Below are 15,651 nucleotides of genomic sequence, written 5' to 3'. Positions count from 1 at the left end.
GTGCTCCGGCCGCCCGCCGGTGGCTGCGGTGGGGAAACCCGCGGCGTACGAGTGCTCAGCCCTTCTGCCGCGAGCGCGCCTTGAAGGCCGCCTTGCGGGCCTCCTTCGCGGTCTTCTTGTCCGGGTGGAGGCGGCCCATGGCCTCCAGCACGTCGGCGGTCGCCGGGTGGTCCACCCGCCAGGCCGTCTCGAAGAAGCCGTTGTGCCGGCCGACCAGCCCCTCGACGAGGGCGCGCAGCTCGTCCGCGCTCTCGTCGGCGGCCTCGGCCGCGCCGAGCTGCGCCGCGATGGTGTCCACGGTCAGCCAGAAGATCATGTCCTGGGACGGCTCGGGGACGGCGGTGGCGCCGCGCTCGGCGAGCCAGACCCGGGCCAGACCGCCCAGCTGCCGGTCGTCCAGCACCTCGCGCAGCGCGGGCTCGGCCTCCGGCCCGGCCAGCGACAGCGTCTGCTGGCAGGCCAGCCGGCGCAGCGGCCCGTCCTCGTCGTCGCCGCGGGCGGCGGAGAGCAGGTCGCGGGCGGCGTCGACGGGCGTACGGGCGGCGAGCCACTGCTCGGACTCGGCCTGCGCGAGCGGCTCCGGGTAGCCGGGCAGCGCGTCCAGCAGGACGTCGGCGCCCTTGTCGGTGAGGTCGCCGACGGCCGGGGCGTCGACGCCCGCGTCCAGCATCCGGGCGCGTACGGCGTAGACGCCCAGCGGGGTGAGCCGGACCATGCCGTAACGGGAGACGTCCTCGTCCTCCAGGGGCTCGGCAGCTCGCGTGGTCGCGCCGTTCTCGTCCAGCTCCTCGATGAGCGCCTCGTCGACCGGCCGGTACGCGACCAGGCCGATCGGCTCCAGCACCCGGAACTGGTCGTCGAGCCGCATCATCGCCTCGGAGACCTCTTCGAGGATGTCGTCGGTCGGCTCGTCCATGTCGTCCGGGACGATCATGGAGGCGGCGAGGGCGGGCAGCGGCACGGCCTGCTCGGGGTCCTCGTTCAGCGCGGTGAGCAGGTAGAGGTTGCCGAGGATGCCGTCCAGCAGCTCGGCCTCCTCCTCCGGGTTCCAGTCGATCGCGTCCAGGTCCAGCTCGCCGCCCTCGGCGAGCTGGTCGGCGATGTCGGAGAGGTCCGGCGCCACGGCGTCGGCCAGCACGGTCTCCATGCCGCCGAGCCAGATGTCCAGGATGTCCTGCGGGCTGCCGGAGGTCAGCAGCGACAGCTCCTCGCCGGGGGTGGCGGTACCGGCCACGGCATCGCCGGGCCCCTCCGCGTCCTCCCCGTCGGCCGCCGCGTTCTCCTCGTCCTCCTCGATCTCCACCAGCCCGGTGTCGACCGCGAGCTGCCAGGCCTCGGCGGCGTACCCGGCGCCGTCCTCGTCCCCGGCCAGGCCGAGGTGGTCGACGGCACCGGCCAGCTGCTCCTGGAGGAGTTCGCCGCCGACGCCGACGGGGACGCCGGGCTCGGCCCAGCGGGCCAGCTGCGCGGCCCGGGCGAAGAGCGGCGCGCTCAGCGCGTCCCGCGCCAGCTCCGCGTCGGAGTGCAGCCGCACCGGCGGCAGGGTGGGGCGGTCTGCGGACATCTCGGGCTCAGCTCCTCGTGCGGACTACGGCTCGTGCGAAGCCCCAGCGTAGACGGAATTCCGTGCATCTCGGGCGGTTCACCTTGGTTTCCGTGCCCGTACACCTGGCGAGCCTTGACAACTGCCCTGGGCACACAAGAGATTGACGCGCGTAGAGGCTGCCGGACCGTTTCCGTTCCGCTGCGTTCACGCCTTCTCGCACGCTGTTCCCACCCTCACCCGCCTTCCGGAGGCCCTCCGTGTCCGCGCAGACACCGCCGCACATACCCGCCCGTGTACCGACGCACGGATCGACGCACGCCCCGTCCGGTACGCCCCGCCGCCGCGCCCTGCGCAGGTCCGCCACGCTGACCGCGCTGGTCGCCGCCGCGCTGGCCGGCGGGCTGCTCGCCGTACCGCAGACCGCCTCGGCCGCGGTCACCCGGATCCACGACATCCAGGGCACGACCCGCCTCTCGCCGTTCGCGGGCCGGCAGGTCGCCGAGGTGCCCGGTACGGTCACGGCGGTACGGGCCTTCGGCTCGGCGCGCGGCTTCTGGGTGCAGGACCCGGAGCCCGACCGCGACCCGGCCACCAGCGAGGCGGTCTTCGTCTTCACCGGCAAGCAGACGCCGAAGGTCGCCGTCGGCGATTCCGTACGGGTCTCCGGCACGGTCAGCGAGTACTACCCCGGCGGCGAGCGGGCGGGCCTGCAGTCCGTCACCGAGATCACCGACGCCGCCTGGACCGTGGCGTCCTCCGGCAATCCGCTCCCGGCCGCCTTCCAGCTCAACGCCGCGAGCGTGCCGGACCGTTACGCCCCCTCGGCGGGCGGCAAGAGCATCGAGGGCCTGCCGCTGCGCCCCCGCTCGTACGCGCTGGACCGGTACGAGTCGCTGGAGGGCATGCGGGTCTCCGTCACCGACGCGTCCGTCGTCGGCCCGACGAACACGCACAACGAGCTGTGGGCCACCGCCGAGCCCCGCCACAACCGCACCGTGCGCGGCGGCGCGCTCTACGGCTCGTACCAGGACCCCAACGCCGGCCGCGTGAAGATCACCTCGCTGATCCCCTTCACCCAGCGCCCCTTCCCCGTCGCCGACACCGGCGACCTCCTGACCGGCACCACCGCGGGCCCGCTGGACTACGACAACTTCGGCGGGTACGGGATCGCCGCCACCGAACTGGGCGCGCTCACCGACCGCGGCCCGGCCCGCGAGACCACGCGCAAGCAGCGCGCCGACGAGCTGGCCGTGGCCACGTACAACGTCGAGAACCTCTCCCCGAAGACGCCGCCCGCCAAGTTCGCGCGGCTGGCCGAGGCGCTGGTGAAGAACCTCGCGTCGCCGGACATCGTGGCCCTGGAGGAGGTGCAGGACGACAACGGCACCACGGATGACGGAACCGTTTCCGCGAACGCCACCCTCAAGCAGCTCACCGACGCCGTCAAGGCGGCCGGCGGCCCCTCCTACGCCTGGCGGCAGATCGACCCGGCGAACAACCAGGACGGCGGCCAGCCCGGCGGCAACATCCGCACCGCGTTCCTCTACAACCCCGCCCGGGTGACCTTCACGGACATCGCCGGCGGCGACGCCACCACGCCCGTCAAAGTCACCGGCTCCTCCGGCAAGCCCCGCCTGTCCGCCTCGCCGGGCCGCATCGACCCCGGCAACGCGGCCTGGGCCAACAGCCGCAAGCCGCTGGCCGGCCAGTTCTGCTTCCGGGGCCGCCCGGTCTTCGTCGTCGCCAACCACTTCAACTCCAAGGGCGGCGACCAGGGCCTCGACAGCCGCTTCCAGCCTCCGGCCCGTACGTCGGAGACCCAGCGCGTCCAGCAGGCGAAGGCCGTGCACTCCTTCGTCGAGGACGTGCTGCGGGTCGACCCGAAGGCCGACGTCATCGTGGCCGGCGACCTCAACGACTACCAGTTCTCGCCCACCCTCAAGGCCCTGACCGCCGGCGGCGTCCTGACCGACCTCGTCGACCGCCTGCCGCGCGGCGAGCGCTACGGGTACGTCTACCAGGGCAACTCGCAGGTGCTGGACCACATGCTCACCAGCCGCCACCTGCGTCGCGTGGACTACGACATCGTGCACATCAACGCGGAGTACGCCGACCAGTCGAGCGATCACGACCCGCAGGTGCTGCGCCTGAAGCCGTAGCGCTCCTTAACCTTCCTGCCAGCACAACTAAGTAGACCTGAAGGCCGCGGCGGGGCCAGACTCCGCTCCATGACCACAACGAGCGCCGTTCCGTCCTCGTCGCCCTTCGGCCGTACCAGCACCCCGCCGCCCTTCGGCCGCACCGTCGCCGCCATGATCACGCCCTTCCGCGCGGACGGCGGCCTGGACCTCGACGGCGCGCAGCGCCTCGCCGCCCACCTCGTCGGCGAGGGCTGCGACGGTCTGGTCCTCAGCGGCACCACCGGCGAGTCCCCGACGACCACCGACGCCGAGAAGGAAGCCCTGATCCGGGCCGTCGCCGAGGCGGCCGGCGACCGGGTGCGGATCACCGCCGGTGTCGGCACCAGCGACACCCGGCACACCGTCGAACTGGCCCACACCGCCGAACGCGCCGGCGCGCACGGCCTGCTCGTCGCCGCCCCCGCCTACTCGCGCCCCGGCCAGGAAGCCATCGCCCACCACCTGCGTACGGTCGCCGACGCCACCGGCCTGCCCGTGATGCTCTACGACATCCCCGGACGTACCGGCGCCGGCACCGCACTGGCCGCCGACACCCTGCAACGGCTCGCGGAGCACCCGCGCGTCCAAGGGGTCAAGGACTGCGCGTACGACCTCATGAAGAGCGCGAAGGTGCTGGCGGCCACCGGCCTCGCGTACTACGCGGGCTGCGACGAGCAGGCTCTCCCGCTCCGGGCCATCGGCGCCGTCGGCTGCGTCAGTACGGTCGCCAACGCCGCGCCACGGGAGGTACGGGCCGTCCTGGACGCGTACGACGCCGGCGACCCGGCCGAGGCCACGCGCCGCTACCGCCGCCTCACCCCGCTCATCGAGGCGATGATGGGCACCGAGCACCCCGGCGCGGTCACCGCGAAGGCCCTGCTGAACGCCCTCGGACTGCCCGCGGGGCCGGTCCGCGCGCCCCTCCTGGCGGCGGGCCCGGAGATCACCAGCGAGCTGGCGGCGGCCCTGAAGTCGGCGCAGCAGTAGCTTCCTCCGTCTGGGGAGCTGCCCCCGCTGCCCCCGCTGCTTCGTTGTCCCCCGTCAGGTCGCGGACGAGCAGCGTCGCCCCCGCCACCGCGCCCGGCATCAGGAACACCGCAACGAACGGCACCAGGAACAGCAGCACCAGCGGCGTACCGAAACCGACGGCGAGCCCCTTGCGGCCGCGCAGCATCCGCAGCCGCTCCCGCACGGGGATGCCGCGCCGCTGCATCGCCACCGAGGTCAGCTCCACCGTGAGGAAGAACCCCGAGACGCAGAAACCGATCGCGGGCACCACGGTCTGCCCGACGACCGGCACGAATCCCAGCACGAAGAAGAGGAGCCCGAAACCGGCCGCGCGCACCAGCACGTGCACACTGTCCTTGAGCGAGATCCACAGCTCCCGCCACAGCGGCAGGCCGGGCCCCGGCGGGCAGTGACCCTCGCTCTCCTCCACCTTCCCCGACAGCGACTCGTAGAACGGGTCGCCGATCAGCAGCGTGACGGCGGTGAAGGTCAGGACGGACAGCAGCAGCCCGCCCGCGAAGAGCAGCGCGACGAACAGCCCGCGCAGCGCCCCCTGCCAGGGCGAACCCCAGCCGTCGGCGAAGGGCGTCGCCCAGGCCGCGAGGTCACCCGCGAAGAAGGCCAGCGCGACCAGTGCCCCCGCGTACAGCACGAGCGCGATGAGCGCGGGAATCATCCCGAACCCCCACCACCGGCCGTGCCGGGCAACCCAGCGCTGCCCCTTCCCCAGGTACCCCGTTCCCGCCACAAGATCGCGCATACGCGTCAGCCTAGCGGGCGCATGACAGACGCCCGTCTCCGCATCGTACGGATACGGTTACGGAACCCGGCCCCCGCCCGTGAACCGGGCCAGCTGCCGCTGCAGCCAGTCCAGCCGGGCCTGCATCAGCGACGCCTCGGCGGCCAGCTCCGGCACCGACCGCACCTCGGCCACCGCCTCCTCCTTCACGTCCGCCTCCCCCGCCTCCGGCTCACCACCCGCCACGATGCGCAGCGGCCCGCCCCCGCACCGTACGAACTCCTCGAAGCTCACCGCCGTCCACGGCGCGAACGCCGTACGCCCACGCCGGTCCGCGCACTCCGCGCACACGGCCGTCAACACGCGCCAGCCCGTACGCCCCCACCCCGCGTCCGCGAACCCCGACGGCATCCGGCCGCACGCACACGCACCGACCCGCGCCACCCGCACCCGCTGCCGCGCGTACCGCATCCCCCGCTCGAAGCGGATGTACGCCCCGAGGACGGTGACCTCCAGCAGCACCGCCCTCCGGTACTCGCTCGAACACGCCAGGGCCAGCGCCTGCTCGAACGTGTGCAAGCAGTAGAACCCGCAATCACAGCGCAGCGCCGGGCAGCGATGACGCCTCCCGTACACACAGCGCGCCTCATCCACGAACCCGTACGGCAGCGCGCCGCCGAGCGACACCCCGGCGAACCCGGCCCGCTTCCCGTCGTGGGAGATCACCGGATGTGCGAGCTTGAACCCGACGGGCGGGCCGGCGGGCCGCTCCTCGGGCAGCCGCAGCCTCATCGCCCGGCCGGCACCGGGTCCTGCCGGGGCGCCTCGACGACCACTTCATGCGCGTCCGGGCCCTTTATGTCCGTCCACTCGGCGTCTGCCCCCTTTACGCCTGTTCCCTTTACGCCTGTCCCCTTTGCGTCCGCGCCCTGCGCGTCCGTCCCCGTCGCGTCCGGCGCGTCCTGCGCGCGCTCCACGTCCTCCGCGACACCGACAGCAAGCGCTTTACCCAACCTCACGACGCCTCCCGGTACGGATCGATTCGTGTCCGTTCGAGTCAATGGTGACGCAGGGAAGGCCGGGTTGGCACGGCCACATACCGGCCAGAGCATCCGCCGCGTATGTGCCGCGTGCGACTCGCGGCGCTCAGTGGGGGTGTTATGACATCGCCGGCACCGAATGCCGTTGCGGGGACGCGAGTTCGACATCGGCCACCCCGACCACGGCAATCGCTTCGTCTCGCAAGGTGTATTGGCCACGCTTCTCTGGGACAGCACTGTGACCCCCAGGGGTTGAGGGCTTGTCAGTGCCTCTGGATACTCTGGCCTTGACGTGAAACAGGTGTGAACCGGCAACTCGACGGCGCCGGGTGGTGAACGGGGGCACAGTCATGGGCGACGGGTTCAAGAGCAATTCGGACATGTTGAAGGTCGAGGGGAAGAACTTCTCCGAGATCGCCAGGGACTTCTACCAGGCGACCGTCAAGCTGAAGAACGGCCTGGCCGCGCAGGGCGACGGTGGAGGCGGCGGAGGCGAAGCACCGAAGGAGACGACGTTCTCAAGCGTCGCCCAGGACGCCTGGAAGGGCCTGACCACCTTCAGCGACAAGGAGGGCACCCCTCCGTGGGGTGACGACGAGCTCGGCGAGAAGTTCGGCGTGGTCTACGAAGGCCTGCGCGACGGCATGACGGACTCGATGGAGCACCTTGCCACCAAGCTCAACGAAATCGGCAAGGCGTTGGAGCGGATGGCGAAGAACCATGCGGAGAACGAGGACTTCACCCACGCTCTGATCAAGGAGCAGAAGCCGGAGAACCAGTTCGGCGGCGACGTGCGGATACTGAAGTCCATCAGCAGGTGACACGGACCGCCGCACCGAGTCCGCATACGAGTTCGAGTCCGCCCGCATGATCGCGCCTGCCCCGCAGGGGCCCCTTCACCGACAGGAGAAAGTCCGTGTCGCATCCCGACGCGCCGGAACCCGTACAGCCCGTCCCCGCCACTGCCGAAGAGGCACTGGCTGCCGCTCGCGCCCGGTTCGAAGTACGGGACCTGGAAGGAAACCCGGCACCCCTGCACGTGGCGGAGTTCGACATCGGCTTCCTCGTCCACGCGGTCATGCCCCCGCCGCCGCCCGGCACTCAGGCGCCGTTGGGCGGCAGTCACATGGTGATTTCCAAAATCGACGGAGCCGTCACCTATGTCCCTAACTTTCCGCCGGACTCCGCAATCGAGCTGTACCGCAGCATGCGGCGGTCCCATGGCTAGGACTGTGACCAGGGCTGTGGTCAGGGCTGTGACCAGGGCTGCCGCCTGACGGCTGGACGGCTGGACGGTTCAAGTGCTCACGAGGCGCCGAATGGCGCCTCCAGCAGCAGAGAAGCAGGGCCCTTCCGCCGGCGGTGAGGCGGAAGGAGTCGGTCGGCCCACAGGGCCGGGGCGACACGGATTACATGGGCGACAACGGGGGTCTTCGTCATGGCTTTGATGCTGCCGAACTCACTTGAGTGGGTTCTCGAAATGTGTGGCTTCGAGTGGCCCACAGGCAACGAAGACAAGATGATGGAGTGCGCCAACACCTGGCGCCAGTTCGCCGCCGATGTGCAGAGTCTCCAGGCCCGTGGCGTGACCGCCGCCGGCAACATCCTCGCCGAGAACGCCGGCGACTCCATCGAGGGCTTCAGCAAGACCTGGGAGAAGTTCTCCGGCAGCTCGGGCTACCTCGACGACGCCCGCCAGGGCGCCGAGCTGATCGCCATTTGCCTGGACGCCGCGGCGATGCTCATCATCGGGCTGAAGGTTGCGGTGATCGCCCAGCTGGTGATCCTGGCGGTCGAGATCATCGCGGCTCAGGCCGCCGCCCCCTTCACCCTGGGTCTGTCCGAGCTCGGCGCGCTGGGCGCGGCCGCCGCCACGCGGCTGATTCTGCGCAAACTCCTCAAAGAGGTGGCCCAACAGATATTGCAGGCGGTGCTGGAGACCGCCAAGGAACCCTTTGTCTCCGCTCTGGAAGCCATGGTCTCCGACCTGGTGGCCCAGACCGTCGAGCAGAACTTCGGCAAGCAGTCGGGCTACGACCTGGGCCGCACCGCCAAGAAGGGTTACGAAGAGGGCAAGGAGGCCCTGAAGAACTCCGGCTCCACCTTCGGCGAGTCCCTGCGCGACGGCGCCGGCTCCCGCGCGGGGCATGGCGCCCGCCATGGACTGACCCACGGGGGGAACGACGGCGGTGGCGACGGCGGCGGCAACAGCAACAGCGGCTCATCGGACTCCGGCAATGACAGTTCGCCGAAATCCAACGATGCGCCGTCGAGCAATTCTTCGTCGTCGTCGAATGATTCCTCGTCGTCGAACAATGCGTCAAACAATTCGTCGCCGTCGAGCAGCACCTCGCCGTCGAGCAATTCCTCGTCGTCCAACGACAGCAGTCCGTCCAACAGCTCCTCCCGTTCCTCCAATTCTTCGAACTCGCCCAGCGCATCCACCTCGTCGTCGAGCGACAGCAGTTCTTCGAACGGCAGCAGTTCGTCCAGCGACTCCCCGAGTAACAGCGGTTCGCCGAGTTCGAGCAGCGGTGACTCCGGGCGGAGGGCGCCGGATATCGGTGGTCCGTCGTCCTCGCCGTCGTCCTCGTCCGCTACTCCGACGAGCGGTTCGGACAGCTCGTCGTCGAGCCCGTCTCCGTCGTCGAGCCCGTCCTCGTCGTCCGACGGCCCGTCGGCTGCCAGTGCGCCCTCCTCTTCCCCGAGTACGCCGTCCAACAGCAGTACGGACAGCACCGGCAGCCCGGACTCGTCGAGCCCCTCGTCGTTCGCGCCCTCGCCGAGCCGTGGGTCCGACTCGCCCAGTCCCTTCGACGTGGGCACCCAGGCCTACAACGAGAGCATCAGCCGTCCTCCGGGCGACGACGCGTCCACCTCTGACTCCAGCCGCCCGGACAGCACACCGGACGCCCCGCCGCGCACGGCACCGGGCACCGAGCCGTCCACGCCTTCCAACTCCTCGCCCATCGAGAGCCCGGGCACCACGCCGAGTGCCGACGGCTCCCCGGAGCGGGGCGCGTCGATCCCGGACGCGCGCAACGCCGAGCCCGCGCCCATGCCGTCCCCGCCGCCGGAGACGGACCGCCCCGAGGCCGCACCGACCCCGGCTCCCGACAACTCCCGCTCCGAACCCGGCGTGCACCAGGTCGACCGCGATTCGGGCACCACCACGCCCGCAGCAGCCCAGGGCCCCACGCCGGGCGACTCAAGCGACGGCAACAACAACGGCAACCAGAACCAGGGCAGCGGCCGCGTCTCCATGCCGAGCGCCGCCATGCCCGGCAACGTGTCCACCGCCAGCCCCAGCCCTGGTCAGGGCCACGCGCCGACACCGTCGTCACCGACGCCGCACCACCCGGACGACGACAGCCTCGACCTCATGGGCAACGTCGCCACCATGGCGCCCCCGGCTTCCGGTACGCAGCCTGGTGACGCGGGCATCCCGCAGCAGGGGCCCTCGCCGTCCGCTACGCCCTCGACGCCGCCCCCGGGAGCCATGCCACCACCGGCGGCCGGCCCCATCCCGACACAGGCGCCGGCAGCAGGCAACCCCACGAGCACACCACGGGCCACCAGGCCCAGCGCCACGACGCCGCGTACGGAACGGCCGAGCACCAAGCCCACGACGCCTTCGCGGGACACCCAGCAGAACCGTCCCGCGTCGTCGCTGCGCACCGAGACGCCGCGCACCCAGACGCCGCGCACCGATACGCCTGGGCGCCCGGCCACGCCGCCCCGCGGCGAGCAGCCGGCGAACCGACCGGCCAACCGTCCGACGGACCAGCAGTCACCGGCCTCGTCCCCCAACCCCACCCCCACGCCGAACGACCAGGGGATGCCGGCACCGAACAACCAACAGCCACACCCTCAGCAGCCGGACGCCACCAACCAGACGCCCGACCAGCACCAGCCGCCCACTGACGGCAGCGCGCCCAAGCACCCCACGGCGCCTCCGCCGCCGCCCCAGGCGGACAGCCTTTCGGACATTCGCGACAACCTGAACATCCCGTTCGAGGGCCTGACCACACCCGACCCCGCCCATCAGCAGGACCTCGAAAACGCCCACCCGAAGAACCCCGACGGCACCCCGCAGGTGTACGCGGACCCGCGGCAGGGAAACTGGGCCGGTCTGCAGAACGACGGCGGCGTGGGGGTGCCCGGCCGGTCCAACAACTGCGCCGACTGCACCCGCTCGTTCCTCGAAACATGGTTCGGCCGCCCGACGGTGTCCGCCCCGCGCACCTTGGACCTCAACACGGACGGCACCCTGAACACCTTCTCCGCGGAGCGCGACTCGGTCGCCAACCAGGAGCGTTGGGCCGGCGCACCTGCCACGTACGCGGGCAACGACCATCCCAACCCGTACGCACGTATCGCCTACGAGCTGTCGCAGGCCGGGCATGGCTCGGCAGCCGTGATCGGCGTCAACTGGCCCGGCGGTGGCGGCCACGCCTTCGCCGCGGTCAACCACAACGGCCAGGTCCTGTTCGTCGACGCGCAAACCGGCGTCGTCAGCGAGAATCCGATCCACCTGGGCGCCCAAGAGGTCTTCTACACCCCGCTGGACGCCAATCGGAAGCCGATCACTCCGTACTTCCTGACCCCGTCGACGCCTCAGCCGTCCACTCAGAACACCCCGAGCACCCCGAACACCTCGAACACTCAGAACACTCCGAACACCAACAACAGCTCGGGCTCCGACCCGTCGACGCCCCCGGAGTCCTCCACAACGCCGGAGACGACGCCGACTCCCGAAACGACGCCGCCCCAGGATCCCGAGCCGGAGCAGGAACCCAAGCCGAACCAGGAGCCCAAGCCGGACCAGGCGTCCGAGACCACCCCGGACACGGACCCCACCCCGGACCGGGACGCGGAAACGCCCCAGGACTCGGACGCGCCGGCCCAGGACAGCCCACAGCCCGACAGCACACAGGACCAGCAGGACACCCACGCCACCCAGGACAACGCCACCCAGGACACCCAGGAGGCCCACACCCCCCAGGACGCCCACGACACCCCAACCCCTCCCGACACCGACCACCAATCGGAGTCGAGGGAACCGGTCTTCCCGGCCACCGCCACGCGCCCCTCCGGTCCGCCGGATGGTTACGACGACCCGAGCGACGCCGACAACCGCGCGCAGCGGGAGAGGTTCCCGCGCAACGAGGACGGCTCGTTCCAGCAGGCCCCTGACCCGCGCGAGGGCACCTGGGTCGACGATCTGCGCGGCCAGAACCCGGACGAGTCCGGCCGCGACGTCAACTGCCCGGACGCGTCGCTGGCGTTCGTCGAGTCGTACGCGGGCAACCCCACGGTCGCCGCCCGCCGCAGCCCGAATGAGGACGGCACCCCCGCCGACACGCCCGAGCCCAACGGCCGCGACCGTATCGAGAACGCGCTGGGCGCCGAGTTCGACGACTTCGGTGACGGCCGCGACGCGTACAACAACCTGGAGTCCACCCTCCTCAGCGAGGGCCACGGCGCCCAGGCCGTGATCATCACCCAGAACGCCGACGGCCGCGCCCACGCCTGGAACGTGGTCAACCACAACGGTCAGATCGTCTACGCCGACCCGCAGACGGGCCGGCACAGCACCACCCCGCTCCACAGCGGCGACAACGGCGTCTTCGCGATCCCGTTGGACGCCAACCGCCGCCCCATCGACACCACCAGCCGGCCCACCACGCAGCACCAGAACGGGACCACACCTGCCGATACCGCCCACGCCGCCCCCGAGCGCCCGGCCGGTACGCCTTCTGAGTCCGACCCCAGCGCGGAAGCCACTCGCAAGCGGCGCAACCAGAGCCTTCCCGACCCGGAAGCACGGACCGATGCGCATGCGGGCCTTCCTCCGGACAAAGCGCAGGGCGACCTTCGGGACAAGCGCAACGTCCATCGGATCGGCCTGAATCCGGTTCAGACGCAGATGCGGCAGTGGGCCCAGCCCCAGGGCGACCCGCCCCGGGTGCCGTTGGCCGACGTGCTGCGGGAATCCATCGTTCGCCGCCAAGCGCACGCGGAGTCGGCGAAGCTGGTACGTGCGGCCCGGCAGGACTACGACCGGGCGCTGAAGGAAGCCGCCGACGCCAAGGCGGAGCGGACCAGGGCGGCGACCGCGGAGCGGAAGGCCAAGACCGAGGACGCGAAGCAGGCGGCTCAGGCCAAGCGGGCGGCGGCGGAGCAGCGGCTCGCCCATGCCCAGCAGGCTCTCCCCCTGGCTGAGGCCGCCCACAAGTCCGCGATGGCGGCGCACCGGGCTGTTCCGATGCCGTCAACGAACTTCACCGACAGTGATCTGCGGCAGCATCTCGATCCGGCGTGGTCGCGGATGAACGACGGCCAGCGGTACACCGCGATCGCCGCGCTGGCCCGCATCAGCCAGTCCTTCCACGCCAACAACGCCGTCGGCGCGAGCCCGGATCCGGCCGCGCACAACGACGTGTACGGCAACGGGAAGTTCCACGAATCAGCGGCTCCCTGGCGACGTGAACTCGCCTCGCACCCGGACGGGACGATCCTCCGGGACGTGGAGGACCTCAAGCAACTGGTTGAGGAGACGGAGAGCAATTCTCCCGACTTCTCCGGCAAGAACTACGCGGTCGTGGAAGTTCTCGACCCGGACACCGGGGAAAGCCACTACATCGTCGATTCGTCGGTTCCGCCTGCCGTGGACGGCGCCGACCCGATGCACTCCGAATCCCACATTCTCAATTGGATCGACCAGCTCAACAAGAACCGCGAAGCCCAGAATCTAAAAAAAGTCGAGGTCAAGGGCCTCTACACCGAACGCGAGCCCTGCGGCCTGCCCAACACTCCATCCGGGCATCCCACCGGCCACGCCAACTGCTCCAAAACCATCAACGATTCCCGGGCGATGGACGGCGTGCCCGTCTACTACAGCACGACCTACCGAGCGGACCCGGACCTCAAAAATCTCAAGGCGGCCGAGCGGGACAGGCTGCGCGCGGAAGGCAAGACCGAGTCGCAGATCAAGGCTGCGCTCAACAAGTACCGCACACCGAGCCAGCAGCTCCAGGACCGGGAAATTCAGCAGCACCTGAAATTCGTCAACGACCTGGCGCAAACGCTGGCGAACCCGGGCCAGAACCCACCGCCGGCCCCCACACACGACCAGAACACACCCCCCACCCAGGCGCCTCAGTCCGGCCCGTCCCATCCCACCACGGACCCCGACCGCACATCCCCGTCCAACCCGGCAGGCACAGACCGCCGCGCCCCGGCGGCCCCCGCCGGCACGCCGACCACCGACCCGACCGGAACACCGACCACCGACCCCGCCGGAACACCGACCACCGACCCGGCCGACAGCAAGCGCACGCCTTCGGCAGACCGCCACGTTCCGCAGACGGAGACCACCATCGCGGGCACGGGAGAGACCCCGCGCCCCACCACCGCCGCCACCACAGGATCTGCCGAGCAGGCCGGCGCCCCGGCACCGTCCGCCGACGAGACTCGCGAGGGCTCCCCCGCCTCGGAGAACCAGCCGAAAAAGCCAGGCCGGCTGAAGCAGATGTGGCAGTCCATCACCCACTCAGGCCCGACCGAGCCCACCGAGCTCACCACCGAGGTGGACCAGCCGCGCTTCGGCAACCACGAGAAGTTGCCGGAGCACCAGCCCGACCGTTACGGCACCCCGCTGGATCGCCCCGACGGGACACGCGTGCCGCTGTTCGACGGACCTCCGTCGCGCGAGCAGACGCAGCAGGGTGAAATCGGTGACTGCGGCATGATCGCCACCATGGGAGCCGTCGCGAGCAGGTACCCGGATCTCCTCCAGGACATGATCCGGGAGACCGAGGACGGCAATTACGAGGTCCGTTTCCACGAGGTGCGGCGCAACAAGTACGGCAACCAGACTCCGACCGGCCGGATCCTGACCATGCGCGTCACTCCCGAGGTGCCCGTGTACAGCGACTTCCCCAACATCACCGTCTACGCCAACGCCAACGACACGGGCGTGGCCTGGCCGGTGATCATGGAGAAGGCCATTGCGGGTCTGGACCAGTTCTGGGACGACAAGAAGCGCGAGCACGAGTCACAGTTCCCCCGCAACACGGACTTCGACGGCAACCTGCTGACGGGTTACTCCCGTATCGGCCGGGGTTCCACATCGGGTGACCGTGCCGAGTTGCTCGCCCAACTGACTGGGCGTACGTCGGAGAACCACGAATTCCCGACACAGTACGATATGCACGGCCGCAGCCCGGAAAAACAACTCCTGGCCCACCTGCGGGAGCTCACGGAAAGTGGTAGGCCGGTCGTTATCGGCACCCGCTCCAAGGGCACGGGCGTGGAGAATAAAATGGAGAAGAATCTCTTGAGCTCCCACGTCTACGAGATCGTATCAGTTGACGACAAGGGCATGATTCACTTGCGCAACCCGCACAACAAGAGGCATCCTCAGCCGCTGTCCATCAAGGAATTCATGAAATACTGCAGCGACCAGTACACGTCTTTGGAGGACGAGAAGTGAGCCGCGACACCATTCAGCTCTGGCACGGAATTCAGCGAAACGCCGAGAAGGCGAGCTTCGCCGTGATGGACATCTACAGGGAGTCCGACGCCTCGATCAGGGTCAAGCTAGGGATCGTCACCACCGAAGAGCACTATTACACCCTCCGCGTTGGCGAAACCTTTCCCGTGAACGACGAGACGTGGCAGCTCGCCGAGTTGACCGGCTGGCCGAGCGAGGACGGCTGGACCGTGCTCCTGCACCGGGTCACCGCTGCCCCGGCCTGAATCGCCACCGCTCCACCCGGGTCATGCGACAGCGATGACCCGGGCTCAGCCACGCGACCTTTCGGAGGATGAGACGTGAGCGTTGACACGATTCAGCTCTGGCACGGGATCCAGCGAAAGTCCGAGAACGCGAGGTTCGTAGTGGGCGATATCTACAGGGAGTCCGACGCCTCGATCAGGGTTCGGCTCGTGAGCTTCGCCACCGAGGAGCAGAGTCACATCCTTCGCATCGGCGAAACCTTCCCCGTGAACGACGAGACCTGGCAGCTCGCCGAGTTGACCGGCTGGCCGAGCGAGGACGGCTGGACCGTGCTCCTGCGCCGCGTCACCGCTGCCCCGGCCTGACTATTCGTACCCAGCCACACGTAGGGTCGC

The 15,651-nt window shown here is 70.1% G+C and carries 12 protein-coding genes; 7 read left to right on the top strand and 5 right to left on the bottom strand.

All coding sequences use genetic code 11. From position 1 onward, the window contains the following. Nucleotides 1–55 precede the first annotated feature (55 nt). Nucleotides 56–1,564: a hypothetical protein gene (locus tag AB0L45_RS11510; RefSeq protein ID WP_365838492.1), complete on the bottom strand. Its 1,509-nt coding sequence runs from the start codon at nucleotides 1,562–1,564 to the stop codon at nucleotides 56–58. Nucleotides 1,565–1,935: 371 nt separating this feature from the next. Here AB0L45_RS11510 and AB0L45_RS11505 point away from each other — a divergent pair, with 371 nt between their 5' ends. Together AB0L45_RS11505 and dapA are read left to right on the top strand one after the other, a co-directional pair. After that, complete coding sequence (locus AB0L45_RS11505; RefSeq protein ID WP_365838589.1) at nucleotides 1,936–3,705, top strand: endonuclease/exonuclease/phosphatase family protein; 1,770 nt, start codon at nucleotides 1,936–1,938, stop codon at nucleotides 3,703–3,705. Nucleotides 3,706–3,774: 69 nt separating this feature from the next. After that, nucleotides 3,775–4,713: a 4-hydroxy-tetrahydrodipicolinate synthase gene (dapA, locus tag AB0L45_RS11500; RefSeq protein WP_365838490.1), complete on the top strand. Its 939-nt coding sequence runs from the start codon at nucleotides 3,775–3,777 to the stop codon at nucleotides 4,711–4,713. Here dapA and AB0L45_RS11495 read toward each other — a convergent pair. Together AB0L45_RS11495 and AB0L45_RS11490 are read right to left on the bottom strand one after the other, a co-directional pair. Further along, nucleotides 4,670–5,494 (bottom strand): EI24 domain-containing protein, encoded by an 825-nt coding sequence (locus tag AB0L45_RS11495; protein ID WP_365838488.1) that lies wholly within the window; start codon nucleotides 5,492–5,494, stop codon nucleotides 4,670–4,672. The genes dapA and AB0L45_RS11495 overlap by 44 nt on opposite strands. 57 nt (nucleotides 5,495–5,551) lie before the next feature. Continuing rightward, nucleotides 5,552–6,265 carry a hypothetical protein gene (locus tag AB0L45_RS11490; RefSeq protein WP_365838486.1) on the bottom strand — a complete coding sequence of 238 codons (714 nt, stop codon included), beginning with the start codon at nucleotides 6,263–6,265 and terminating at the stop codon, nucleotides 5,552–5,554. Nucleotides 6,266–6,893: 628 nt separating this feature from the next. On the opposite strand from AB0L45_RS11490, the gene AB0L45_RS11485 reads away from it, so the two are divergent. Together AB0L45_RS11485 and AB0L45_RS11480 are read left to right on the top strand one after the other, a co-directional pair. Then, the gene (locus AB0L45_RS11485) at nucleotides 6,894–7,334 is read left to right on the top strand and encodes a hypothetical protein (protein ID WP_365838484.1); all 441 of its coding nucleotides are present in this window, start codon (nucleotides 6,894–6,896) and stop codon (nucleotides 7,332–7,334) included. Between the two features lie 95 nt (nucleotides 7,335–7,429). Further along, the gene (locus AB0L45_RS11480; RefSeq protein WP_365838482.1) at nucleotides 7,430–7,741 is read left to right on the top strand and encodes a hypothetical protein; all 312 of its coding nucleotides are present in this window, start codon (nucleotides 7,430–7,432) and stop codon (nucleotides 7,739–7,741) included. Nucleotides 7,742–7,972: 231 nt separating this feature from the next. Here the strand turns inward: AB0L45_RS11480 and AB0L45_RS11475 are convergent, their stop codons facing one another. Next, nucleotides 7,973–8,662, bottom strand: coding sequence for a hypothetical protein (locus AB0L45_RS11475; protein ID WP_365838480.1), 690 nt, complete (start codon nucleotides 8,660–8,662; stop codon nucleotides 7,973–7,975). Further along, nucleotides 8,575–9,339, bottom strand: coding sequence for a hypothetical protein (locus AB0L45_RS11470; RefSeq protein ID WP_365838478.1), 765 nt, complete (start codon nucleotides 9,337–9,339; stop codon nucleotides 8,575–8,577). The genes AB0L45_RS11475 and AB0L45_RS11470 overlap by 88 nt, the downstream gene beginning before the upstream one ends. Between AB0L45_RS11470 and AB0L45_RS11465 the strand changes: the two genes are divergently transcribed. The 3 genes from AB0L45_RS11465 to AB0L45_RS11455 all read left to right on the top strand — a co-directional run bounded on the left by AB0L45_RS11465 (nucleotide 9,332) and on the right by AB0L45_RS11455 (nucleotide 15,621). Next, complete coding sequence (locus tag AB0L45_RS11465) at nucleotides 9,332–15,010, top strand: toxin glutamine deamidase domain-containing protein (protein ID WP_365838476.1); 5,679 nt, start codon at nucleotides 9,332–9,334, stop codon at nucleotides 15,008–15,010. The genes AB0L45_RS11470 and AB0L45_RS11465 overlap by 8 nt on opposite strands. Further along, nucleotides 15,007–15,276: a DUF6406 domain-containing protein gene (locus AB0L45_RS11460; protein ID WP_365838474.1), complete on the top strand. Its 270-nt coding sequence runs from the start codon at nucleotides 15,007–15,009 to the stop codon at nucleotides 15,274–15,276. Before AB0L45_RS11465 ends, AB0L45_RS11460 begins: the two co-directional genes overlap by 4 nt. Nucleotides 15,277–15,351: 75 nt before the next feature. Then, on the top strand, nucleotides 15,352–15,621 hold the full coding sequence (locus AB0L45_RS11455) for a DUF6406 domain-containing protein (protein WP_365838472.1): 270 nt from the start codon (nucleotides 15,352–15,354) through the stop codon (nucleotides 15,619–15,621). Nucleotides 15,622–15,651: the final 30 nt, after the last annotated feature.

The sequence above is a fragment of the Streptomyces sp. NPDC052496 genome (genome assembly GCF_040679095.1).
In the GTDB taxonomy this organism is placed as follows: domain Bacteria; phylum Actinomycetota; class Actinomycetes; order Streptomycetales; family Streptomycetaceae; genus Streptomyces.
This window is presented reverse-complemented; position numbering and strand designations above follow the sequence as displayed.

Coding starts and splice junctions, on each gene's coding strand:
- AB0L45_RS11495 (WP_365838488.1), bottom strand. CDS start 5,494: ATGCGCGATCTTGTGGCGGGAACGGGGTACCTGGGGAAGGGGCAGCGC.
- dapA (WP_365838490.1), top strand. CDS start 3,775: ATGACCACAACGAGCGCCGTTCCGTCCTCGTCGCCCTTCGGCCGTACC.
- AB0L45_RS11485 (WP_365838484.1), top strand. CDS start 6,894: ATGTTGAAGGTCGAGGGGAAGAACTTCTCCGAGATCGCCAGGGACTTC.
- AB0L45_RS11510 (WP_365838492.1), bottom strand. CDS start 1,564: ATGTCCGCAGACCGCCCCACCCTGCCGCCGGTGCGGCTGCACTCCGAC.
- AB0L45_RS11475 (WP_365838480.1), bottom strand. CDS start 8,662: ATGCCCCGCGCGGGAGCCGGCGCCGTCGCGCAGGGACTCGCCGAAGGT.
- AB0L45_RS11490 (WP_365838486.1), bottom strand. CDS start 6,265: ATGAGGCTGCGGCTGCCCGAGGAGCGGCCCGCCGGCCCGCCCGTCGGG.